18 protein-coding genes are annotated in these 23202 nt (G+C 41.1%); 10 read left to right on the top strand and 8 right to left on the bottom strand.

Annotated features, from left to right (window positions below; all coding sequences use genetic code 11):
* Nucleotides 1-63: 63 nt before the first annotated feature.
* Both ACE1AT_RS19815 and ACE1AT_RS19810 read right to left on the bottom strand, forming a co-directional pair.
* The gene (locus ACE1AT_RS19815) at nt 64-1137 is read right to left on the bottom strand and encodes a response regulator (protein WP_374871393.1); all 1074 of its coding nucleotides are present in this window, start codon (nt 1135-1137) and stop codon (nt 64-66) included.
* A 12-nt stretch (nt 1138-1149) separates the two neighbouring features.
* On the bottom strand, nt 1150-4281 hold the full coding sequence (locus tag ACE1AT_RS19810; protein WP_374871391.1) for a response regulator: 3132 nt from the start codon (nt 4279-4281) through the stop codon (nt 1150-1152).
* A 221-nt stretch (nt 4282-4502) separates the two neighbouring features.
* Between ACE1AT_RS19810 and ACE1AT_RS19805 the strand changes: the two genes are divergently transcribed.
* Entirely contained in the window at nt 4503-6539 is a 2037-nt protein-coding gene (locus ACE1AT_RS19805; protein WP_374871389.1) for a family 10 glycosylhydrolase, read from the top strand.
* A 136-nt stretch (nt 6540-6675) separates the two neighbouring features.
* Here the strand turns inward: ACE1AT_RS19805 and ACE1AT_RS19800 are convergent, their stop codons facing one another.
* Nucleotides 6676-6843, bottom strand: coding sequence for a hypothetical protein (locus ACE1AT_RS19800; protein WP_374871387.1), 168 nt, complete (start codon nt 6841-6843; stop codon nt 6676-6678).
* A 173-nt stretch (nt 6844-7016) separates the two neighbouring features.
* On the opposite strand from ACE1AT_RS19800, the gene ACE1AT_RS19795 reads away from it, so the two are divergent.
* From ACE1AT_RS19795 to ACE1AT_RS19785, 3 genes are all read left to right on the top strand, one after another.
* The gene (locus ACE1AT_RS19795) at nt 7017-9350 is read left to right on the top strand and encodes an ATP-binding protein (RefSeq protein ID WP_374871385.1); all 2334 of its coding nucleotides are present in this window, start codon (nt 7017-7019) and stop codon (nt 9348-9350) included.
* A gap of 52 nt (nt 9351-9402) precedes the next feature.
* Nucleotides 9403-9846 (top strand): response regulator, encoded by a 444-nt coding sequence (locus tag ACE1AT_RS19790; RefSeq protein ID WP_374871383.1) that lies wholly within the window; start codon nt 9403-9405, stop codon nt 9844-9846.
* Nucleotides 9847-10099: 253 nt separating this feature from the next.
* Nucleotides 10100-11686 carry an ATP-binding protein gene (locus ACE1AT_RS19785; RefSeq protein ID WP_374871381.1) on the top strand — a complete coding sequence of 529 codons (1587 nt, stop codon included), beginning with the start codon at nt 10100-10102 and terminating at the stop codon, nt 11684-11686.
* Nucleotides 11687-11987: 301 nt separating this feature from the next.
* Here ACE1AT_RS19785 and ACE1AT_RS19780 read toward each other — a convergent pair whose 3' ends face one another.
* Nucleotides 11988-12551 (bottom strand): hypothetical protein, encoded by a 564-nt coding sequence (locus tag ACE1AT_RS19780; RefSeq protein ID WP_374871379.1) that lies wholly within the window; start codon nt 12549-12551, stop codon nt 11988-11990.
* 257 nt (nt 12552-12808) lie between these two features.
* Between ACE1AT_RS19780 and ACE1AT_RS19775 the strand changes: the two genes are divergently transcribed.
* Both ACE1AT_RS19775 and purT read left to right on the top strand, forming a co-directional pair.
* Nucleotides 12809-13291: a pentapeptide repeat-containing protein gene (locus ACE1AT_RS19775; protein WP_374871377.1), complete on the top strand. Its 483-nt coding sequence runs from the start codon at nt 12809-12811 to the stop codon at nt 13289-13291.
* Between the two features lie 30 nt (nt 13292-13321).
* The gene (gene purT, locus ACE1AT_RS19770; RefSeq protein ID WP_374871375.1) at nt 13322-14506 is read left to right on the top strand and encodes a formate-dependent phosphoribosylglycinamide formyltransferase; all 1185 of its coding nucleotides are present in this window, start codon (nt 13322-13324) and stop codon (nt 14504-14506) included.
* A 113-nt stretch (nt 14507-14619) separates the two neighbouring features.
* Here purT and ACE1AT_RS19765 read toward each other — a convergent pair whose 3' ends face one another.
* Together ACE1AT_RS19765 and ACE1AT_RS19760 are read right to left on the bottom strand one after the other, a co-directional pair.
* Nucleotides 14620-15048, bottom strand: coding sequence for a 2TM domain-containing protein (locus tag ACE1AT_RS19765; protein ID WP_374871373.1), 429 nt, complete (start codon nt 15046-15048; stop codon nt 14620-14622).
* 262 nt (nt 15049-15310) lie between these two features.
* Nucleotides 15311-16327, bottom strand: coding sequence for a sulfate/molybdate ABC transporter ATP-binding protein (locus ACE1AT_RS19760; RefSeq protein WP_374871371.1), 1017 nt, complete (start codon nt 16325-16327; stop codon nt 15311-15313).
* Nucleotides 16328-16692: 365 nt separating this feature from the next.
* Between ACE1AT_RS19760 and ACE1AT_RS19755 the strand changes: the two genes are divergently transcribed.
* Entirely contained in the window at nt 16693-17103 is a 411-nt protein-coding gene (locus ACE1AT_RS19755) for a peptidoglycan-binding protein (RefSeq protein ID WP_374871369.1), read from the top strand.
* 59 nt (nt 17104-17162) lie between these two features.
* Here the strand turns inward: ACE1AT_RS19755 and ACE1AT_RS19750 are convergent, their stop codons facing one another.
* Together ACE1AT_RS19750 and ACE1AT_RS19745 are read right to left on the bottom strand one after the other, a co-directional pair.
* Nucleotides 17163-17711 (bottom strand): pentapeptide repeat-containing protein, encoded by a 549-nt coding sequence (locus tag ACE1AT_RS19750; RefSeq protein ID WP_374871367.1) that lies wholly within the window; start codon nt 17709-17711, stop codon nt 17163-17165.
* A 411-nt stretch (nt 17712-18122) separates the two neighbouring features.
* Nucleotides 18123-19079 (bottom strand): SGNH/GDSL hydrolase family protein, encoded by a 957-nt coding sequence (locus ACE1AT_RS19745; protein ID WP_374871365.1) that lies wholly within the window; start codon nt 19077-19079, stop codon nt 18123-18125.
* A 290-nt stretch (nt 19080-19369) separates the two neighbouring features.
* On the opposite strand from ACE1AT_RS19745, the gene ACE1AT_RS19740 reads away from it, so the two are divergent.
* From ACE1AT_RS19740 to ACE1AT_RS19730, 3 genes are all read left to right on the top strand, one after another.
* Nucleotides 19370-19510, top strand: a complete 141-nt coding sequence (locus ACE1AT_RS19740) for a hypothetical protein (protein WP_016862926.1) — start codon at nt 19370-19372, stop codon at nt 19508-19510.
* A gap of 309 nt (nt 19511-19819) precedes the next feature.
* Nucleotides 19820-22708, top strand: coding sequence for a glycerol-3-phosphate acyltransferase (locus ACE1AT_RS19735; RefSeq protein ID WP_374871362.1), 2889 nt, complete (start codon nt 19820-19822; stop codon nt 22706-22708).
* Nucleotides 22705-23040, top strand: coding sequence for a cupin domain-containing protein (locus ACE1AT_RS19730; RefSeq protein ID WP_374871360.1), 336 nt, complete (start codon nt 22705-22707; stop codon nt 23038-23040). Before ACE1AT_RS19735 ends, ACE1AT_RS19730 begins: the two co-directional genes overlap by 4 nt.
* The last annotated feature ends 162 nt before the right edge of the window (nt 23041-23202 follow it).

Here is a 23202-nt window from a genome sequence, read left to right as displayed (position 1 = left end):
GATGCTCTTTCGCCACCCGTGCCTCGTCAATCCAAAATCTAAAATCCAAAATCGATTCACAGGCTATTGTTGAAGCAATACCGTAAAGATACCACCCCGTGGATGATTGTCTTCGACTCTGATAATGCCGTGATGTGCCTCGATCGCCATTTTGCAGAAAGCTAATCCTAAACCAATTTGCGAAACTTCTTGAAGCAGAGTTCCAATCTCATATTTCTCAAAAATTCGTTGTCGTAAGTCTTTACTGACTCCGGGACCTGAATCAACTACTTGGACTTTCGCACCTGGTTCCAAATACTCTGCGCGTAAAATCACTTGCGAGTTTGACGGCGAGAACTTAATCGCATTAGAAAGCAAATTATCCAGGACTCGCCGAAAGATCGCTGCATCTACTTTCACAACTCCACCAGGTTGGGGTAGTTCACTGACAAGGGTGAGATTTTTTTGAGCAGCGATCGCTTCAATATCTGCCACAGCTGAAATACAAATAGCACTCAGGTCTACTTCTGTGTAGTTAAGAGACATTTTGCCAGATTCTAACTTGGCCATGATCAGCAAGCTATTGATCAGCGATTGTAGTTGTTGTCCAGCGCTGGCAATTTCCTCGATCTTTTGTTGTTGCTTTTCGGGTGACAAACCAGGAAGCCGGAGAATTTCAGTCGATAGGACAATACTCGCAAGGGGATTTCGCAAGTCATGGACAATCATGTTAACCATGTCTTCTCGCAGTTTGAGCAAGTTTTGGACACTATCGTACTGCTGTTTAATCCGCAACATGGAATGAACTCTGGCTCGTAATTCCACACCGTTGACGGGTTTACTAATGAAGTCGTCTGCACCCGCAGCAATACATCGAGCGAGGTCTTCTTTCCCAGTTAATGCCGTCACCATGATAATCGGAACTGCTTGCCATTGCGAATCAGCTTTGATGCGCCGACAAATTTCCATCCCATCTAGATCGGGCATCATCACATCCAGCAAAATCACATCAGGCTGAAAACTATGAAGGCGATCAAGAGCTTGTTGACCACTAGGGGCGTAGTGTAGCTGATAGTTTTCACCATCCAGCAACGTTTCAAGAACATCGAAGTTATCCGGTTCATCATCAATTACTAAAACAGAGGGTTGAGTGTCCATCAAATATCTTCGCTATCTGTCTAAAAGTAGTTGAATTTTTGTTGCCAGCTGTTTGAGTTTTACAGGTTTAGTCAAATATTCTTTGGCTCCAGCAGCTAAACAAGTTTCGCGATCGCCCTGCATGGCTAGCGCTGTTAGAGCAATAATTGGAACATGCATCAATTGTTGATCGCTACAGATGTGATGCATCGCTTCCAGTCCATCCATGATCGGCATCTGAATATCCATCACAATTAAATCAGGGCGATGAGCTAGGGTAAGCTCTATTGCTTGTTGTCCATTTTTCGCTAAAACCAGACGATATCCTCGACTCTCAAGATAGCCAGACATTGTATCGATGTTTGCCTGATTGTCTTCTGCTAGCAATATTAAAGGAGATTCGCCCTGTGGATTGAGGACGGTTTGCATTCCCATTTCGTTGAAGTAGGGAGTAATCTGGTCTGTAGAAGGAACCGAACCTTCGCTCATCCAAACTTGAGCATTTTTGTCAGGTAAGAAAGTTGAAATATAATCGCTTGTACAGTAGGGAATACAGACGGTGAAACAACTGCCTTGCCCAAGTTTACTACTAACCGATACTGTTCCTCCATGCAGCTTGGCAATTCTCTTTACCAGTGCCAGCCCTAAACCCGTGCCGTTATACTGGCGATTGAGACTGCTGTCAAGCTGGATAAAAGGCTGAAACAGCTTACCGATATCTTCAGGAGCGATGCCGATACCAGTGTCTGTAACACTGAAACAAAGATGAGGGGACGACGAAACAGCCACAGAAAAATAATCTTCCTCTCCTCCCCCATGTCCCCCATGTCCCCGTACTCTGTGAGAAGCCGCTTGCGCGTCTACGCGAAGCGTCTCCTCTGGAGAATCCCCGATCCCCTCCACTTCTTCCACCCAAACTTCTAGCCTCACAGATCCCTTTTCCGGTGTGAATTTGATGGCATTGCTGAGTAAATTGATTAGTACCTGACGTAGACGGCGCTCGTCCACTTGAATAGTGCCAATGTTCTGGGAAATATTTGTGCTGAGATGAATATTCTTTTTCAGCGCCATCTGTTTGATAAAGGTGAGGCTGCTATTACACAGAGTCTTCACTGAAACGTCACTCAGTTGTAGTTCCAGTTTGCCAGACTCGATTTTAGACAAATCTAGAATGTCGTTAATTAGTTCCAGCAGATGTTTACCACTGCGTTCAATTGTGGCGATCGCTTTTGCTTGTCTTTCATTAGTTGAACCAAACACACCTTCCAGAAAGCCTTCAGACATCCCCAGGATAGTATTCAAAGGCGTTCGTAGTTCGTGGCTCATGTTTGCCAGGAATTCATCTTTGAGACGAGTAGCACGAGCAAGTTCGGCGTTGATATTGGCAAGCTGTTCATTTGTCTGCTTTAGTTGCTCCTCAGCTTGTTTGCGATCGCTGATATCACTCACGCGCACTAAATTCAAGGTACGTCCGGCTACAGTAATCGGTTTGGCTGCAATGTTACCCCAAAAGATGTTGCCTTGCCGAGTTACATATTCTATTTCTCGGCTCCAAAACCCTTTCACATCAAGTTCTGCGACAATTGCTGCCATCTCATCAGCAGAAAATTGATGACGCTGGAGTATATGCCCTTCAATACCGATCAGTTCTGCTTTATCAGCCACACCAAACAGTTCCACCGCTCGCCGGTTACAATCAAGAGTCAGCAGGGTTTGGGAATCGACTAAAAACAGGGCATCGGTAGACTCATTGAAAATTGCCTCCCGCAAGTGCCTGTTTTGGATGACTTCTTGTTCTGCCTGTTTACGTTTTGTAATATTAATATGACAACCAATCATCCGGAGTGGATTACCATCTTGATCCCATTTAATAACGCGACGTGAACAGATGACCCAAACTGTAGAACCATCCTTATGCTGATATCTCACCTCGTTGTAACAAGGTATTTGACCACGACTTTTGATGTGTTGCTCAAAGCTTTCGAGAACCCCAGGTAAATCTTCCCTGAAAATCAGACTGTGCCAAGTCTCTGATGTATTAGGCAACTCGTGATCCTCATAGCCAAACATCTGCTTAAAGCTGGGGCTTAAGTACACCTGATTGCCTGGAATATCCCAGTTCCAGTAACCTGCATGTGCTGTTTCTAAGATATCTTCAAGAAGTTGTAGTTCAATTTGCAACCTCTGTGCTTGCCGTAGCCTTTCCTCTGCTTGCTTGCGTTCTGCTAGTTCTGTCTGTAGCTGCTCATAGGCACTAGCTTGCTGAATTGCGATCGCTATTTGTACCCCTAGTTGATCTAACAAGTCCAATTCTACAGATTGCCATTGACGGGATGCTGAACATTGGTGGACAATTAAAAACCCCCATAACTGATCTGTAACCAAAATAGGCACTACTAACTTAGCTTTGACTTCAAATTGTTCAAGCAACTGTAAATGGCACTCAGTTAAGTTTGCTTGATAAATATCATTGATTGCGCGTTTTTTTCCCTGTAGATAGTCGGTTCCGCCTCCCTGTTGAAAGCAGGTATCTGCAATTTGTGTCCCCAGAGCAACTGTCCAACCTGGAAGAACTGACTCTGCAACAATAGTACCACTCATATCTGGGTTAAATTTATACACCACTACCCGGTCAGCCTTGAGAAAATGGCGTACTTCTGTTGCGGTTGTACGCAGAATCTCTTCTAGCTTCAGTGTCTGACGAATCCGTAAAGCGATCGCACCAATCAGTTGTTGTTGTTCTCGACTTTTTTCTAGCTGTCGAGTCAGATGCATTTGTTCAACTGCATGATGAATTGCACGTTGTAGAATTTTAACCGTAAGGTGGTCTTTAACCAGATAATCCTGAGCATCATTTTTCATCGCACTGACAGCAATCATTTCATCCCCTTGCCCTGTCAACATGATCACAGCACATTGGGTATTTTTCAGTTGTTCTCGAATTTGCTGAAGAAACTTTAGCCCATCCCCATCGGGTAACAAAAAATCCAGCAAAATCACATCTGGTATTTCTTGCTCACACCATTTTATTGCCTGCGTTCCTGTCTCAAACTCCACAATACGGTAGCTATACAGGCTGTCACGTTTTAAAAAGCGACAACATGCTCTACGATCATCGGCGCAATCATCAATCAGCAGGATGGTGAGGGAGGAGCAATGAGTCATAAGTCAAAAATACAAACGCGATCCCATTCCCAAAAAAATTGTATCTTTATAACTATGATGTTAAAAAGCTCTTGTAAATTAAATAACTTTTTTTTAAGAACTAAGAGCAGAATAAATTATTTTGCGATCGCACAATTTTGGATAAACCTAAAAAGTCATAACAAAACCATCGAAAAAATCACAAAGCTGAATAAAATCAATCTAGCTAGCTGGGATTGAATATGGTATCAACTTCTACTCGCTTTTCGGATATTCAAAATCATTGGGCCCGTGCTTTTATTGAAGCTTTAGCCCAGCGTCAAATTTTAAACGGGTATCCCAATGGCACGTTTCGTCCCGATAACTCAGTCACTCGTGCAGAGTTTGCTGCCATCATTACCACAGTTTTTAACCTACCTGGTAAGCGGGAGTATGTGCCGTTTACTGATGTTCCTGCTAACCACTGGGCAGCAAATGCCATTCAAAAAGCTTACGAAATCGGATTTCTGTCTGGCTATCCTGATCGCAGTTTCCGTCCCAATAATAGAATTGCTAAAGGTGATGTTTTGGTATCTTTAGTCGGTGGCTTAGGTCTGAGTGCTAATGTGAAGGCTGATTTATTACCAAAACTTCCCCTCATCTATAACGATGCCAGTAGTATTCCTGAATATGCCAAGAATGCAGTAGCGATCGCTACTCGTGCTGGTATAGTTACTAATTTTCCTAACGTGAAAATACTGAATCCCAAGGTCGCAGCAACCCGCGCTGACGTCGCAGCAATAGTTTATCAAGCATTGGTATATCAGGATAAGGCCGAGAAAATTCCCTCTAACTATATAGTGGTTGCTCCTGAACCAGGAAATGAACCGGGAAATCTACCGTCACCGTCAACACCTCCGACAATTGTCAGTCATAACCGGGAGTTTCGAGGGGCTTGGGTAGCTTGTGTGTGGAATAGTGATTGGCCTTCTAAAACAGGACTTTCTGTTGCACAGCAAAAAGCCGAGTTAATCAAAATTATTGAAAAATTAGATGCTCTCAATTTTAATGCCTTGATATTTCAGGTACGACCAGAGGGCGATGCTATGTATGCTTCCCAACTGGAACCGTGGAGTGCTTGGTTAACAGGAACCCAGGGCAAAGCACCAGATCCATTTTATGATCCTTTGGAGTTTGCGATCGCTGAATGCCACAAGCGCAATATCGAACTTCATGCTTGGTTTAACCCTTACCGAGCTAGTACTTCCACGAATCCAGCTAAAACTGTTCGTCCCCACATCGCAGCTACCAATCCAGAATGCGTCTACGTTTGGAAGACTCAACGCTGGATGGACCCAGGACTGAAAATCGTTCAGGATCGAGCTTACAATGTGATCCTAGACGTAGTGAAACGCTACGATGTTGACGCTATTCACTTAGATGATTATTTTTACCCTTATCCCATAGAGGGTCAGTCTTTCCCCGATGATAAAACCTACGCTGCCTACAAAGCTGCTGGTGGTACCCTCGGCGTTGGTGATTGGCGTCGGGACAATGTGAACAAAATGGTACAGCGTCTATGGCAAGGGATTAAAGCAACCAAACCCTACGTTCAATTTGGTATTAGTCCCTTTGGTATCTATCGCCCCGGACAACCCCCTGGGATTACTGGGTTAGACGCTTATAATGTGCTGTATGCCGACTCGAAGAAATGGCTAGAACAAGGTTGGATTGATTATATTGCTCCCCAGCTTTACTGGCGCACCGACCAAACACAACAAAATTATTCTGCCCTGTTGAAGTGGTGGACAGAGGTTAACACCAAACAAAGACACGTTTATGCAGGTAACAATCTTACAGAACCAAGCAACAAGAGTCGGGAGAGTGGCGAAATTGAAAAGCAGGTGAAAATTAGTCGTAGCCAAGCTGGACAGTTGTCACTAGGAAATATTTTCTTTAACGTCGGCGTTTTGATGGATAATAGTCAGGGTATCGCTGATAAATTACAGTTGCTTTACAACAAACCTGCCTTACCTCCGACTTTATCTTGGCAGAACACCACACCACCAACACCACCTACAGCCCTACAAGTTAGTAACCGTAAACTGACTTGGAAGCCAGGTGATAACAGTCAGATTCGTTCTTGGACAGTTTATAGACAGAGTGGTGATAATTGGACACTCCAGCGGGTTTTACCTGCTAACACCACCTTTGCAACCGTTGAACCGGGAACCTATGCTATATGTGCAGTAGATAGATTAGCGAATGAAAGTGTAGGAGTGGCGATCGCGGTTAGTTAAAACCTAGAAGGGAAGGGGGACAAGGAGGCATTTTTTCTCTGAGTTTCCCCAGTAAAACCTAGATGCTACATCATATCAAACCTGGTACGTCGCGATCGCCCCGTTAAGATTTGAGATTATCAAAAAATTTAGAATACTACCGTTGCAGTTCAGCATCATCAATGATTCTCCGTTTTGGTTGCATTGCTGCTTTTTGGATACAAAACTGAACTTCTGTTAAATGTAAATTCATATATGAGAGCAAGGCATATATGAAGACGACGATACCAAACATCTCGCAGAACTCTTCAAATGCTGTAATCATTGCATAGTACCAGCAACAAAAAATAAAAGCCTTATCTGTTCTATTTAGATTGTTATCTATCCAAAATCTTTAAAAAATATTAAAATAAGAAATAATAACCAAATTTTGGGGTAAGCAAAAAAGCTAGCCCCAATCATGCAGTTTAACTAGCACTTTATTGAAAATCTCATTGTTTGGAGTTGTTATTAACTAGTCACGACGATCTCAGTTTTAACCCTGGCTCGATCCAGCCCCATGGTGTACTTTTAGCACTAAGTACACAATTGGTGATATTACAAGTTAGCAGCAACACCCAAGATTATTTGGGTAAACAGCCAGAGGAGTTACTTGGTCAACCTCTCAGTTCTTTGCTCGATGCTTTGTGTTTAGAAGCGATCGCTCAACTTCCAACAGACGAAATTGACACTGTTAATTACCTGAAGCTATCAATCCGCACAAATGAGGGTGAGCGAGACTTTGATGGTTTTGTGCATCGAGTAGAAGACACCATCATTTTAGAGCTAGAACCAACATCATCACCAGTTCAAGTAAATTTTTTGAACATTCACACCTTAATCAAAGGAGCGATCGCCAAACTCAAACGCACAAATAACCTGATAGATTTCTTACAACTTGCAGCCCAACAAACCCGCAATATTACAGAATTTGACCGGGTGATGGTCTACCAATTTGACCATCAAGGCGCAGGGGAAGTGATTGCTGAAGTCAAAACAGAAGAGTTATCGCCTTATTTGGGACTCCACTATCCAGCAACAGACATCCCACAAGGAGCTAAAGATTTATACAGACGCAATGCGTTGCGAATTATACCATGTATCAACGCCCAACCTGTGGAATTAACTCCTACAACAGATGATACTCCCCTTGATTTAAGTCTGTCTGTGCTGCGGAGTGTTGATCCTTGTTGTATAGAATTTCATCAAAATATGGGTGTGGCAGCTTTGATGGTCATTCCCCTAATTCAAGAGGGAAAGCTATGGGGATTAATTTCCTGCCATCATCAAACTCCTAAATATGTCCCTTATGAAATCCGGGCTGGCTGCGAATTTTTGGGACAAATTGTGTCATCGGAGTTGGCGAATAAAGTTATTCAAGAAGAAGTAGACTATAAAATTAGATTGGAATCTCTGCGGTCTGGTGTTGTAGAATCAATCTCTCAAGCAGATAACTTCAGAGATGCATTAATCCATCCTGAACCTCGCTTACTAGGTCTTGTAGGTGCGACAGGGGCGGCGGTTTGTTTGGATGGTGAAATTTCTCTGGTGGGAGCAACACCAAATACCGAAAATGTGCGATCGCTAATTACCTGGGCAGATGCTCAGGTGAGAGACAATATATTCTATACTGATTCCTTACCCAAGCTTTACCCAGAGGCTGAGACATTTAAAGATACCGCTAGTGGGTTGTTGCTATTGCGGATTTCTAAATTGCGACATTATTATCTTCTCTGGTTTCGCACCGAAGTGATCCGCACGGTAAACTGGGCAGGTAATCCCAACGAATCGATTCAAGTTAACTCAGATGGTAGTCTCACCCTTTGTCCCAGAAAGTCCTTTGAAAAATGGCAAGAAATTGTCAGATTAACATCTTTACCTTGGCTAGAATGTGAAATTGATAGTGCTTTGAGTCTGCGAAATGCGATCGTTGGGATTGTCCTCAAAAAGGCAGAAGAATTAGCCAAGATCAATCAAGAGTTAGAAACCAGTAACCGCGAATTAGCTTCTTTTGCTTATGCAGCTTCTCATGATCTCAAAGAACCATTAAGAGGTATATATAATTACTCAGTAATTATCCTTGAAGACTATGCATCCGTCCTAGATGAAGATGCAACAGATTATCTACAAACTGTCATTTCCTTGTCGGTACGCATGGAAACCCTGATTAATGGTCTACTACGACTATCGCAATTAGGGCAAGCAGCACTACATTTACAAGCAGTTAACTTAAATGAATTGCTCGATCAAGTGATCAATGTCTTTCATGCTAGCCATCAACAACATAATCTCGAAGTTCGTATTCCCAGACCTCTACCAACAATTCACTGTGACCCAGTTCTCCTTAACGAGGTTTTTAGTAACCTGATCACTAATGCTTTCAAATATAATGATAAATCAGAAAAATGGGTCGAAATTGGTTATTTGGACAGGGAAATCGGGGAGCGGGGAGCGGGGATTCTCCAGAGGAGACGCTACGCGAACGGGGGACAGGGGGACGCTGATCGACAAATCTCTGCGTCTAATTCTCTGGGCGTAACCGCGTCTTCTGTTGATTCCCAGTCTCCAATCACTTTTTACGTACGGGATAACGGTATTGGGATTCCAGTCCATCACCACCAAACCATCTTCAAGCTTTTCAAGCGGCTGCATACTCAAGAAAAATATGGCGGTGGAACAGGTGCGGGACTGGCGATCGCCAAGAAAATCATTGAACGCCATGGTGGTCAAATTTGGGTTGAATCTACACCAGGTGAAGGATCAACATTTTATTTGACACTTATGGTAAGTTAAGATATATTACAAAACTTTTTAAGAAACATAATTTGATCAGATAGATGAACTAATGGCAACAAAACTTAATGAACCACTATTGGTTGTTGAGGACAGCAACGAGGATTTTCGGATTCTCCAACGCCTGATGCGCCGGATGGCTGTCCAAAACCCCATCCATCGTTGTACTAGTGGTGATGAAGTTTTAGACTACCTTTACCAAGAAGGAAAAAACATCGATGGATTGTCGCGACCTTCAGTGATTCTGCTAGACCTAAATCTACCAGGAATCGATGGTCGTGACATCCTAGAACAACTTAAGCAAGATAAAACTTTTAAAGAAATTCCTATAGTTATCTTCACGACTTCATCCAACCCCAAGGATATTGAATTTTGTTATCAAAAGGGCGCAAATGGCTATCTCGTCAAGCCAATGGATGTCCAAGAACTGCAAAAAACCATTCAAGCCTTTGTCGATTATTGGTTGCAAGTTAATATTCCACCGATTCCTGGATAACGGGGAACGGGGATCGGCGATTGGGGATCGGGGACAAGGGAAGGGGGACGCATCAATTAAAAATTGGGAAGAGAACAAGAAAGACAAGGGAGAAAATTCTCTCAATGCTCAATCCACAATCCCCGATTCCCGATCCCTGATCCCCATTGACCAACACTTATATTTTTTTTACATTTTTTTTAGTTTTTCTTAATGTTTTCGTAATTTATGGCAATGTTGAGGAAGGAGTTTTGCACCCCTGCCCCTTTTTGTTATGCCGAATGCCTGGAAGCTGCTCATCATTGATGATTGTGCAACGGATCGGAAAATCTATCGCCGCTTTCTTTTGAAAGATCCTCACCATTATTACCAAATTCTGGAGGCAGACTCAGCAGAAGTTGGACTTGGCTTGTGCCAAAATATGCCTTGTGATTTGATTCTGCTGGATTTTTGCTTGCCAGATATGAGCGGAATCGAATTTCTAGATCAGCTTAGACAGAAAACCTTTGGTTCTTCCGTACCCGTGATTATGCTAACTGGACGGGGTGACGAAGAGATTGCTGTGGAAGCGATGAAAAAGGGTGTCCAAGATTATTTAGTTAAGCAACATCTGAAAGCGGATGTTTTGCAACTAGCAGTTCGTAATGTGATCAAGCAATTATGTCTGCAAACTCAGTTACAAAAGACTCAAGAACGACAACGCTTGATTGCTACGATGTTGCTACGAATTCGCCAGTCTCTTGATTTAGAAGAAATTTTATACACGGCTGTCAGAGAAGTGCAACAAATGCTCAAGTGCGATCGCGTCATAGTATGTCAGTCTTCTCCAGAGGCAGATTCTGATCAAACTGGTCAAAATTATACAACAGATCAAAATAATCCTTTATTATGTTATTGGGCAGGCTCGGATGATTGCAACTTCAACCCGCTAGAGCTATTAGATAATAAGGCAAATCTAATGGTTCCCATTACTTTGAGTGATCAACAAACAGTATCAAAACCTTGGGGTTTTTTGATTGCTCATCAGTGTACAGGAAAACGAGAATGGCAATCTGACGAACTAGAGGTACTTTGTGAAGTTTCTGTACAACTAGCGATCGCAATTCAACAAGCAGAATTACTCACCAAAACTCAAGCTGCTCTAGAAAAAGAAAAACAACTCAATGCCTTTAAATCTCAAATTATCACCACTATTTCCCACGAGTATCGCACACCGTTGGCTTCGATTTTAGCTGCTGCTTCTACACTCAAGCAATATGGCGACCATCTTGAGGAATTGAAAAAACACAAGTTTTTGCATATCATTGAGCAAAAAGCACGACACATGTCTAAATTGATAGATGACATGCTAGTCATGAATCAATTTGAACTCAACAAGACCAAATTTAAAACGATTCCCCTCGATTTAGAGCAATTTTTCTCTAGCCTAATCAGCGAACAACAGCAATTAGTTAGCGATCGCCATGAATTCATTTTTCAGAGTACTGGAAATAATAAAGGCTTCTGGGGTGATCAAGGACTTTTGCGCTTGATATTTAGTAATTTAATGTCCAATGCGATTAAATATTCACCAAAAGGAGGCAATGTAGAATTTCATTTAATTGGCAAAGAATCTGAAGTTATATTTTTTATTCAAGACCAAGGTATAGGTATACCAATAGCAGACCAAACCAACCTGTTTCAACCCTTCTGTCGTGGAAGTAATGTTGACACACTTCCTGGAACAGGTTTAGGATTAGCAATTACAAAAGCTTGCGTAGAATTACATGGTGGCAGTATTACTTTAGATAGTCAACCAGATCAAGGTACAAAAGTTACTGTTTGCCTACCAAAGCAACATATACAAAAAAGTAGTCATTAGTCATTGGGGATCGGGGATCAGGGATCAGGGATCAGGGATTGGAGAGACAAAACAATTGATTTGCCAAACCAAAGAGCCAAACGAGATATATAAATAATTTTGCCTAAGTAGAACGGCGTAAATAATTAAAGGTTTGTAGTAAGGACTTTAGTCCTCGAATAAGGACTAAAGTCCTTACTACAAACTAGATTTCGATAATTTTACATTACTTCACATAGTTTGGTTTTTTGAAGTCGTTCTACTTAAATACTTACACAATTCAAGAACTTGTTGCCCAATCCCCGATCCCCAATCCCCAACACTACGGTTCATATTTAACTACAGCTTGTCGCGCCAAAATTGAGTTCACACAATCTACGCTACCTGTAAATAATTTACAAGGTTCTCTTACCTCCGATAGTCCAACTACAACCCGAACATATAATCCATCATCTAAATCAATTTTTGACACTTCATATAGAAATCTCTTGCGAGGATGTATGGCGAGTGCGACTGATAGTGCAGGTGTTGCACAAATAATGGCTTTTTTCCCAGGAGGTATGTAATGATCGATGAAAAAGTCATGGTCTTTAGGATCGTTACTCCAACCGCTATATGACAATTTTGACGGCCAAGTTAGACATCTGGGATCTATTCCTTTGTCACTAAATCCTTGAGAAAAAATTACTTTAGTAGTCCCTAAATAATTATTTTCTTTTTGCTTTTTTGCTTCTATAAGCTGATTTGCTTTATCGATATCTATAACTCTGGCTCTGAAAATGTCAAGTGAAAAGAAACTTGTCAATATGAGCGAAACTCCCAATAAGAATATAGTTAGTATCAGTAAGCTACTTGGAAAATAAATAGGCAAATTTTTTCTTTTCATACTTAATATAGCGGTTTGCAATGAGGTTTAGTGTAGGAAAAAACGTAGACCTGTAGCAACTTGGTACAAGTAGCTACTGCGTGCCTAAGCGCAGGGTACACCGATGCACACCGATAAAATTAGCCCTGTATCTGAAAAATACGACGACACATGACTTAATTCACAAATGATAATGTAGATACCAAGTAAAGTTAGTAATTTTCGTGATATATTTTGATTGATTTGGAAATCTAAATACTTTCCAAATTTTGATATAAATGCTAAATATTCCCAACCTAGAACTCCGTGAGCAAACTATTTATTTTTTAGATAAAAATCATGACCAACGTTTGCAAATACTCAAACAATTAGGAATAGCACGCTATGATTTTTTAGCGAAAATGCGCTTAAATGAAACAAATATTGTTTGCGTCAGCCGTTTTTTTGCTCATCCTACTCAGCTAAAATTCCCTAATTTGATAGGAGCAGATTTATCTGACTTAGAATTAGAAGGAGTAAACTTGATTCGCGGAAATTTATCAGGGGCAAATTTAAAAGGAAGTAGTTTAGTTGATGCTGATCTAATTTTTGCTAACTTTACAGGTGCAGATGTTACAGATGCAAATTTAAGAGGATCTACTCTCAATGAAACTATATGGTTAAAAGCTTTAGTAAAAAAATGCAATTTTGGTGAAGGAGTTGGTTTAAGCAATCAACAACGTCAAGATTTACTAATGCGTGGAGCAGTTTTTAATTGTTAAAAATAATATTAAAAATAGATGCAGAGTGTTATGGATAGTAATATTAAATTGCCACAAAAACTAATGTTACTTGGTTCGGGAGAACTAGGAAAAGAATTTGTGATTGCTGCTCAACGCCTTGGTAATTTTGTAATTGCTGTTGATCGCTATGAAAATGCTCCAGCAATGCAAGTTGCCGATTGTGCGGAAGTAATTTCCATGTTGAGTGCTGATGATTTAGAAAGAATTGTTAGTAAGTATCAGCCGGATTTTATCATACCGGAAATTGAAGCAATTAGAACAGAAAAGTTGCTGGAATTTGAAGAAAGGGGAATGACAGTTATTCCAACCGCAGCAGCGACTAACTATACAATGAATCGCGATCGCATCCGGGAACTAGCACACCAAAAATTAGGTATCAGAACTGCAAAATATGGTTATGCTTGTACCCTAGAAGAGTTAATTGCTATTTCTGATGAAATTGGTTTTCCGAATGTCGTCAAACCTGTAATGTCTTCTTCTGGTAAAGGTCAGTCAGTTGTCAAAGATAAAAGAGAAGTTGAGAAAGCATGGAATTATGCGATCGCAGGTTCTAGGGGTGATACTCAAAAAGTCATCGTAGAAGAATTTATTGATTTTGAAATTGAGATTACTTTACTGACTATTAAGCAATGGAATGCATCGACAATGTTCTGTTCTCCAATTGGTCATCGTCAAGAAAGAGGAGATTATCAAGAATCTTGGCAACCTGCGGGAATATCAGAAGCAATGATAGCACAAGCCCAGGAAATCGCCAAAAAAGTTACTGATGCTTTGGGTGGTGCGGGAATTTTTGGTGTGGAATTTTTTATTACTAAAGACGAGGTAATTTTTTCAGAACTTTCACCTAGACCTCATGATACGGGAATGGTAACTCTGATCTCACAAAATTTGAATGAATTTGAACTGCATCTGCGAGCAATTTTAGGCTTACCAATTCCCCACATAGAACAGTTCGGGCCTTCAGCAAGTGCGGTAATCTTGGCTTCCGAAAAATTGGATGCGATCGCTTACACAGGTGTAGCTGAGGCGCTATCAGAAAAAGATGTAGATATTAAGCTATTTGGTAAACCCACTGCTCATCCTTATCGTCGCATGGGAGTTGCTTTAGCAAAAGGTAACAATATTCAACAAGCACGAGAAAAAGCCACAACAGCTGCTAGTAAAGTTAAATTGACACCAATAGTTCTCGGTTAAAGAGGAAAAAGAGAAAGAGACGGATATTCATTCATCTCTTTCTCAATTCTACTCAAGCGTCGCGTTTGGTAATTTGCAATCACAACAACTGCAAGCCTAACAACTTAATATGCTCAAAAATCTTTACCTTTAAGATGTTGACTACGCCATTTTTGAAAGGCTTGCTCATAGGCTTTTCCTTCATTTCGATAAACGCTCAAACCGTGAAAAAACAAACCTATACCCCATCCCAATAATGGAAATATTGCCCAAAAATAACTAGGTGTAGTGAATAAATTTAACAATATCAAGAATGAATTGACTGCCAGAAAAGAAATCAAATGTGCCGAGAAACCTTTGCGTCGAAAATTATTAAATGTTCGTCGTTGGTGTTGTTCTGATCGCTGAGTGAGCCATTGTTGTTCAGCTTTTTCCAACATGTGAGGAGAAATATTTAATTCGGATGCCATTTCTACAAGTTGTTCTCGTGAAAATTCACCTTCCTGTTTTTGAGCAAATGCCATTTGGAGAATTTGTTGTATGTCTTCCGAATCATAAGTCATAAAAACCTCTCCTCTGAGGATCTTGATAATTTAGCCTTAGACAAACTTTTATACAGAAAAAATCGTAACTTGAGGCAACAATAGCTATCAAATTGATCTCAGTTTAACGAAGTGGAGTAGTTATATTATGTCAGCTTAAACACTTATGCTATAAATTGGGGTCGCTAATGAGTTTAAGGGCGTACAGCCGCCAGCCGTACGCCCCTACTCATGTATTTGTATGATTACAAAATATCAAAAAGTGAAACGGTATCAGCGTTTCTCAAATTGAATAATAAAGCGGAAAAGATTTAGCATCCTTCGGCTTGACATACACCTTTTGTTGCGGTTCTAAATTCAATTGATCAAAGCGATCGCGTGTCAAATGTGCTGTCACCACTTGTCCATCATCTAAAGTCAATTCTGCTTGAATTTCCCAACCCAGATGTATCAATCGGCTCACCCTTGCAGGTACGGTAGTACCGTTAGGAGATGTTTCGATAATCACGTCTTGGGGACGCAGGAACATTTCTGGATTTGCCGAATCGAACCCATTATTTTGGAAAATATTTGAGGTACTCGGTAATACGTTTACAGGCCCGATAAAACTCATCACAAATGCTGTAGCGGGATGATCGTAAATATCGGCTGGTGTTCCGACTTGTTCTACACGTCCTTTATTCATCACCACGATTTCATCAGAAACTTCCATCGCTTCTTCTTGGTCGTGGGTAACAAAAACAGTCGTCACATGTACCTCATCATGCAAACGTCGCAACCAAGCGCGTAGGTCTTTACGGACTTTAGCATCTAGCGCCCCAAAAGGTTCATCTAATAACAACACATTTGGTTCTGCTGCTAAAGCTCTAGCTAAGGCTACTCTCTGGCGTTGACCACCGGATAATTGTGATGGATAGCGATCGCCTAGTCCACTCAGTTGTACCAATTCTAATAATTGTTCTACTCGCGCTTTCACTTTTGCTTTTGGTAACTTACGAATCTCCATACCAAAAGCAACGTTTTGCCGCACTGTCATATGCTTAAATAAAGCATAGTGCTGAAATACAAACCCGATATTGCGTTCCTGCACACTTTGATTAGTAGCATCTTTGCCAGTCAAAATTATTTTGCCACTATCTGGCATTTCCAAACCAGCGATTAGCCGTAGCAAAGTTGACTTTCCTGATCCTGACGGTCCCAACAAAGCAACCAGAGAGCCACTTTTAATTTCTAGACTCACCTGATCAACCGCTTGGAAACTGCCAAACTGTTTGGATACATTTTCAACTACTATGCCCACTGCTAGGAACCTCTACAACTAATCTACGGTTGTTTGATGGGGTTTGTGTATTTCAATATATATCATAAAAGTGAAGCACTTTAAAAATTTTGATTAGCTAAAGTGGCTTGAAAAAGGGGTGTAGGGGTTTAGGCGTCTAGGGGTATAAGAAGAGTCATATATTTAAAAAACTATTTCACAACAATGAAATAACTTAGACATAACTTATTCACAAGTTTTGATTATAGTTTAATCATCAAAATAAATGAATCAATGTATTCACTCAGTTTCAGATATCTCAAAAGAGCTAATAAAACATTAGTTCATATTTTTGATGAGTGTGTCATTTTTTCTGCCATGAATAAATATTGCAGGAAGTTAATTTTATGATGAAGAAGCTTTTTTTCAGCACTATAACTTTGATAGGAATCACACCATTACTGTTGTCTGGAATTCCCGCTAATGCTAAGACTGCTATGACTGCTGCTAATCAAAAAAATCAGCAACCTATGCATACAACTGCTCAACATGCTTCATCAAAAACGACTTCGCATATGAATCAAGCGAAGAACACTTCTTCAGCAAAAACCGCAAATCTTCATTTCGGTAGCCGAGGACAGAATGTTAAAAATCTGCAAGCATTTTTGAAAAACCAAGGATACTTTAAAGGTAATCTTGATGGTGTTTTCGGTAAGCAAACACGTTCAGCAGTCATAGCTTTTCAACGTTCACAAAAGTTACCGACTAACGGAGTAGTTGATTCTAAAACAGAACTTGCGATGAAAAAGATTCAGTAGTGTTAACTAATTGAAGTAGCAGGGGAAAAAATTTCCCCTGCTTTACCTTCTGAAAGTTATCAGCAACCACCAGCCCAAGTTACCCATTTATGTGATAAACCAGTGTGCATAACTAACCCACTCATTTCTCTTTCAGTGATGGTTGCTCCAGTTATATTTACACCATTGAGTTCAGCTTCATTTAAGTTTGTATCAGTCAGATTTGCTTGGTTGAGATTAGCACCACTTAAATCTGCACCACTCAATTCTGCTTCACTTAAATTTGATCTTGTCAAGTTGGCTCTGATTAAATTTGCACTTCGCAAATCTGCACGACTTAAATTAGTTTGCTTTAAGTTAACATTAATTAAGTCTGCTCCAATCAAGTTGATCTCACTCATGTTTGCACAGCTCAAATCTGCTCCAGTTAAATCTGCATCAGTCAGATTTGCTCGGGTAAAATTACATCCGCTTAAATTAGCTTGGCTGAGGTCTGCTCCACTTAAATCTGCTCCACAAAAATTTGCTCCACTCAAATCTGTTTCATGAAGGTTGGCTTTATGGAGATTTACACCAACGAAATCGCGTTCTCCTGTTTTATAGCGACTCAGGAGCATATTAATATCCATATTGTTTGCCTCGCAATGTTTACTAGTGAGCAAGTTTAGTTATGAGTTTCACTCCATCCAAACCACGCAACTATTGAGTTGCTAGCAACTGAAATTGTTTTAGCTATATCTTATTCTATTATTTTGCTAGAATTTTTCGGAAATGACACACTTGCTTAATGGAAATATGCATATAGAAACACTTCCACTAATCAGTTAACAGTTGACAGTGAACAGTTAACACTAAGCAATTATCTCTGAATAACTGATCAGGATTATTTAATTCTCGTCTAGTCCGCCAAGAATTAAAACTCTTGGCTTATAGCTTAAGTCGTTTTTAGACGACTCCAAAGTCTTTTAGTCCACTTTAAGTAGAGTTTTGCTGTTAGCCCGGAAATTTATTTCTGGGCAGGTTATACTAGGAGTAAAATCCTAATTCATAATTCTTAAAATCTCAGCTAGCTTTTGTTTAATTACCTTACTCACCAATTGATTTCCTTGTAAGTTGAGGTGAATGTGGTCGTGATATAGAGCTTTTGGATTTTTAGTAGTATTAAATTCCGGTAAAAAATCTATATAAGCTATTTTCTGGGTATTAGCAAATTCACTCAGGCGTTGACGTGCTTTAATTTCATAATCGCGGGAACCTGGCGAACCAATTTCGCGGAGTAAGGGAGTCATAACGAGTAGAAATTGGCTATTATTTTGACGCGTCAGTGCTTGAATTTTACCAATAGCTTCCAGATTTCTAGCGACACGATCGCCATCTTCTTTATATATAGGTTTTAGTTCTGCTATCGGCTTAGGCTTCAAAATATAATTGCGAAATACTTCCACCAGCGCGAAAGGTGGTTTGCGATCTGGATAGTTGCGATCGCGTCCCACTGGTAAAGATGTCGGAGCAGTAGCAAATAAGTCATCTGTGTTAATTAATAACACTACTACTTGAGCCTGAAAACTACCAAACTTATCTAAATATGCTAGTTCATTTCTCGGCCCCCAAGAATTAGCCGAAGCATTTAATACTTGAATCCCTGGGTATTTACTAATATTCTCTGATATCAAAGAGCGTTGAATCAGGCTAGAAATAGTATTATCCTGGTCTGTCCACCAACCACCATTGGTAATTGAATCTCCCAGCAGCAACACGCGCAGCGTAGAAGACGAAGGTGTTTGTTCTATGACTTCACTCCGCATAGAGTATTGATTTATTTCAATCCGATTACCGTAACGACGGGTACGCTGATTGGGAGCCAGTAAATAGCCAATTTTCTCGTCGGCAATGTAAATCAAAGGATTACCAAAACCAAAAAGCGATCGCATTCCTATTTCTATTACCAAAATCAAACAAAAAAGAAATGTAAAAATTAAAACTAGTGTTTCTTTCACCGATCAATACCTCACACATCATCCATACTTGGTTTTTGACACCACTAACTATGAATTACCGACTGACAATACTTGCAATTATTGTTATAGCTTATACATAATTGCCAAGAGGTTAAGTAATTTTTTGTATAAAATTAGATAGTATATATTTTGGTATAAGTAAGATTGAGGATGTTTCATTAACAAAGCTTAAACAAAATATTAGTTAAGAATCACGTACCAGTTGCGAACCGAAGATTACAATCGAGACGGGTTAAACTGTCACTCTCACAAAGGAAGATTACAAAGCTATGTCCGACTTAAATCGAGGAATCATGAAATTTGAGGGAGCAGACTCCCCTAAAATAGTCACTATTTCCACCGTGGTAATTTTAGGAGCGATCGCAGCTCTCATTATTTGGTCACTGCAAGCAGCCTATGCAGTAAATTAATTTCCATAGCAGCAACAAAGAATATCTAAGGTAAATCAACTTATTTTTAATAGGAATCAGGGATCAGGGATCAGGAATAAGGACAAGGACAAGGATAAGGACAAGGACAAGGGAGACAAGGAAGTAATTTTTCTTCCCACACTCCCCACACTCCCCACACTCCCCAATCTCGAATCCCCGATCCCCGATTCCCAATCTCCAATCTCTAATCCCCAATCGTGAAGTATTAAGAAAAAGTCCCAGCATATACTAACAATTAAGTATTTGAGATTTTAGATTTAAATAGGAATCTAAAATCCAATATCCAACATGCTTGAACTCTGGGGTGTCTTAGTAATTGTAATTATCTGCCCATTATTAGGGTCATTACCGTTAATTGCTTGGATGACGCAAGCTCTGACGGGGCGGCAATTAGCGGAAGTCGGTACTGGTAATGTAGGAGTATCCGCGGCTTTTTATCACGGTGGTACATTGGTGGGAATTTTGGCAGTCTTATCAGAAGCAGCCAAAGGAATTGCCGCCGTTCTGATTGCTCGTGCTTATTTCCCTGATGGTTCGGCTTGGGAATTGGTAGCTTTAATTGCTCTAGTCATGGGCAGATATTCGATGGGAAAAGGTGCTGGGACTACAAACGTAGTTTGGGGATTTATAGTCCACGACCCATTGGCAGCAGGATTTATATTATTAGTGACAGGTGTCAGCTTTACGATTTTACGCGATCGCCAGTCAGCAAAATACGTAGTTTTGGTCACAGTTCCGATCATTGTGGCAATATTACATATGGAAGATCCATTTAGGATCTTGGCTGCGATTGGGCTTGCTGCTTTACTAAGCTGGATTTACAAACAAATACCTGATGACTTGGATCTGCCAGTGCAGAATGCAAAACCTGATTCCCAAGCAGTGTTACAATTTTTGCGCGGAGATCAAGGGATTCTTTCGCTAGATGACGAATTAGATCCGGCGATTGTGGGAAATAAAGCCGCAAAATTATCTCAGATGAAGCGTTGGGGTTATCCTGTACCTAAAGGATGGGTACTCATGCCCTATGAAGATCCGCAACAATTGATTGACTTTTTACAACCATCAGAATTATCTCCTTTGGTAGTGCGTTCTTCCGCAATTGGCGAAGACTCAGAACAAGCCTCTGGTGCAGGACAGTACGAAACTGTTTTAAATGTTACTACTAGACAAGGTTTAGAAAGTGCGATCGCCAAAGTCCAAGCATCCTACAACGAACCTCTAGCAGTCCAATATCGACGCGATCTCAACGTCACAGATACTGCGATCGCAGTATTGGTTCAGCTACAAGTGCAATCAGTGTTTTCCGGTGTGGCGTTTAGCCGCGATCCGATGACGCAAGAACAGGATGCAGTCGTAATTGAAGCTTTACCAGGAAGTGCAGTTCAAGTTGTATCTGGACGGGTGACACCAGAACAATATCGAGCTTTTGTTGTGGATACAGACAATTTAGCGCTGATTCAATTAGAAGGACAAGGACGAGTACCAGCAGCGTTAATTAAACAAGTAGCATACTTAGCCCGACGTCTCGAAGATCGTTATTACGGCGTTCCCCAAGATATCGAATGGAGTTACGACGGCCAAACTCTTTGGGTACTGCAAACCCGCCCAATTAGTACTTTATTGCCAATCTGGACACGCAAAATCGCTGCGGAAGTTATTCCTGGGTTAATTCGCCCTTTAACTTGGTCGATTAATCGTCCTTTAACTTGTGGTGTGTGGGGAGCAATTTTTGCTCTTGTCTTAGGCGAAAAAGCCGTGGGATTGAATTTCAATGAAACAGCAACACTGCACTATTCTCATGCTTATTTTAATGCCACTCTCTTAGGACAGATATTCCGACGGATGGGATTACCTCCGGAAAGTCTGGAGTTTTTAACGAGGGGAGAAAAGTTAAGCAAACCGCCGTTAAATTCTACATTAGAAAATTTACCTGGATTGCTGCGGTTGTTAATGCGGGAGTTATGGTTAGGGAGGGAATTTCGGCGGGATTATCGTCAGCATTTTGCTCCTGGGTTATCGCGGTTAGCTTCAGAACCACTCGAAGAATTAGACTCGCCAGAGTTATTCGCCAGAATTAACTATATTTTAGATTTGCTGCACCGTGCCACTTTCTACAGTATTATGGCTCCCTTGAGTGCAGCCATACGTCAAGCCATATTTAAAGTTAAAGACAGCAAGCTTGATAATAGTCTCACACCAGAAGTAGCAGCATTGCGATCGCTCCAAACTTTAGCCGCCAAAGCCAAGCAGCAATTTCCACACTTTAAACCCGATACTGTGTTTGCAAAGATGGCTGAGTCTGAGTCAGGACAAGAGATTCTAGCTGAGTTTGACCAATTGCTGCAACGCTATGGTTACTTGAGCGAGGTAGGGACTGATATTGCGGTTCCCACTTGGAAGGAAGAACCCCAAGCAGTAAAACAGTTATTTGTGCAATTCATGCAGGGAAATGAAGCACCAAAAGGAGAAGAACGCCAAGAACGCCAAGGGAAAAGAAATAAAGGTGTTGTCCAACGACGTGTGGATTTGAAAGGGCGAGTCACAGACATATATTCTCAGTTATTAGCCCATTTGCGTTGGTCATTTGTCGCACTCGAACAAATTTGGTTAAATTCAAGTTTGTTGAATGAACCTGGAGATATCTTCTTTCTGGAATTTGCAGAAATCAAGCGTTTGATTGAGGGGATTGACACAGATTTAGTTGAGCAGTTATCTGAGATCGTAAAATTGAGGCGATCGCAACTTGCAGAAAACGGTCAAATCAATCCAGTCCCCTTGTTAGTTTACGGCAATACTCCCCCGGCTCTACCTTTGCGAATTGCACCTCTGTCTCCTGATCAGGTATTACAAGGTATCCCCGCTAGTCCTGGACAAGCAGTAGGACGAGTGAAGGTGTTGCGAAATTTACAATCAATGACGGAGATTGACAAGGAAATAATTTTAGTAGTTCCTTATACAGACTCTGGTTGGGCGCCCCTACTAGTCAGAGCCGGAGGATTAATTTCCGAAGCTGGTGGTAGGCTTTCTCACGGAGCTATCCTGGCTCGCGAGTATGGCATCCCAGCAATAATGGATGTGCGAAATGCTACCTGGGTTTTACAGGATGGTCAGAAAGTACGGATAGATGGTACTAGGGGTATTGTGGAAATATCCAATGACCTAAGACCAGAATGAAATTGACATCCCTGGGCAAAATACCACAAGAGCCTGTTTCTCATAACCCTGAAATCAAGAAACAAGTAATGTTGCGGCTTGGTGAATTACCTGGTTTGACCAATTTTTCCCAAGCACGTTTTGCTCCCGGACAAATAGCCTCAGCCCACGCACATGAGGATATGTGTGAAGTATTTTTTGTCGAAGCTGGTTCGGGGATTATCCGTATTAATGATCAGGAATATGATTTATTACCTGGAACTTGTGTAGCTGTAGAACAATCAGAAACACACGAAATTGTCAATAATGGTACAACTGAATTAGTTCTCACTTACTTTGGTTTGCGAGCCTAGAGGGATTGGGGATTGGGGAGCGGGGACAAGGAGAGCCACTGCGTTGCGGAGCCAGTACGTTGCGGGGGTTTCCGAGCCAGCGCGTTGCGGAGGTTCCACGCCACCTGCTTTATGCCGGGGAACCCGTCCACCGCAGTGGCTCCTCCGTTGTAGCGACTGGCG

This window comes from Pelatocladus sp. BLCC-F211 (assembly GCF_041928655.1).
GTDB lineage: Bacteria > Cyanobacteriota > Cyanobacteriia > Cyanobacteriales > Nostocaceae > Pelatocladus.
Note: the sequence above shows the minus strand (reverse complement) of the source record. Positions and strands in the feature narration are given on the sequence as shown.

Bases quoted from the DNA above. Each gene is read 5' to 3' on its own strand.
- ACE1AT_RS19815 (WP_374871393.1), bottom strand. From the start codon at position 1,137: ATGGACACTCAACCCTCTGTTTTAGTAATTGATGATGAACCGGATAAC.
- ACE1AT_RS19810 (WP_374871391.1), bottom strand. From the start codon at position 4,281: ATGACTCATTGCTCCTCCCTCACCATCCTGCTGATTGATGATTGCGCC.
- ACE1AT_RS19805 (WP_374871389.1), top strand. From the start codon at position 4,503: ATGGTATCAACTTCTACTCGCTTTTCGGATATTCAAAATCATTGGGCC.
- ACE1AT_RS19800 (WP_374871387.1), bottom strand. From the start codon at position 6,843: ATGATTACAGCATTTGAAGAGTTCTGCGAGATGTTTGGTATCGTCGTC.
- ACE1AT_RS19790 (WP_374871383.1), top strand. From the start codon at position 9,403: ATGGCAACAAAACTTAATGAACCACTATTGGTTGTTGAGGACAGCAAC.
- ACE1AT_RS19785 (WP_374871381.1), top strand. From the start codon at position 10,100: ATGCCGAATGCCTGGAAGCTGCTCATCATTGATGATTGTGCAACGGAT.
- ACE1AT_RS19780 (WP_374871379.1), bottom strand. From the start codon at position 12,551: ATGAAAAGAAAAAATTTGCCTATTTATTTTCCAAGTAGCTTACTGATA.
- ACE1AT_RS19775 (WP_374871377.1), top strand. From the start codon at position 12,809: ATGCTAAATATTCCCAACCTAGAACTCCGTGAGCAAACTATTTATTTT.
- purT (WP_374871375.1), top strand. From the start codon at position 13,322: ATGGATAGTAATATTAAATTGCCACAAAAACTAATGTTACTTGGTTCG.
- ACE1AT_RS19765 (WP_374871373.1), bottom strand. From the start codon at position 15,048: ATGACTTATGATTCGGAAGACATACAACAAATTCTCCAAATGGCATTT.
- ACE1AT_RS19755 (WP_374871369.1), top strand. From the start codon at position 16,693: ATGATGAAGAAGCTTTTTTTCAGCACTATAACTTTGATAGGAATCACA.
- ACE1AT_RS19750 (WP_374871367.1), bottom strand. From the start codon at position 17,711: ATGGATATTAATATGCTCCTGAGTCGCTATAAAACAGGAGAACGCGAT.
- ACE1AT_RS19740 (WP_016862926.1), top strand. From the start codon at position 19,370: ATGTCCGACTTAAATCGAGGAATCATGAAATTTGAGGGAGCAGACTCC.
- ACE1AT_RS19735 (WP_374871362.1), top strand. From the start codon at position 19,820: ATGCTTGAACTCTGGGGTGTCTTAGTAATTGTAATTATCTGCCCATTA.
- ACE1AT_RS19730 (WP_374871360.1), top strand. From the start codon at position 22,705: ATGAAATTGACATCCCTGGGCAAAATACCACAAGAGCCTGTTTCTCAT.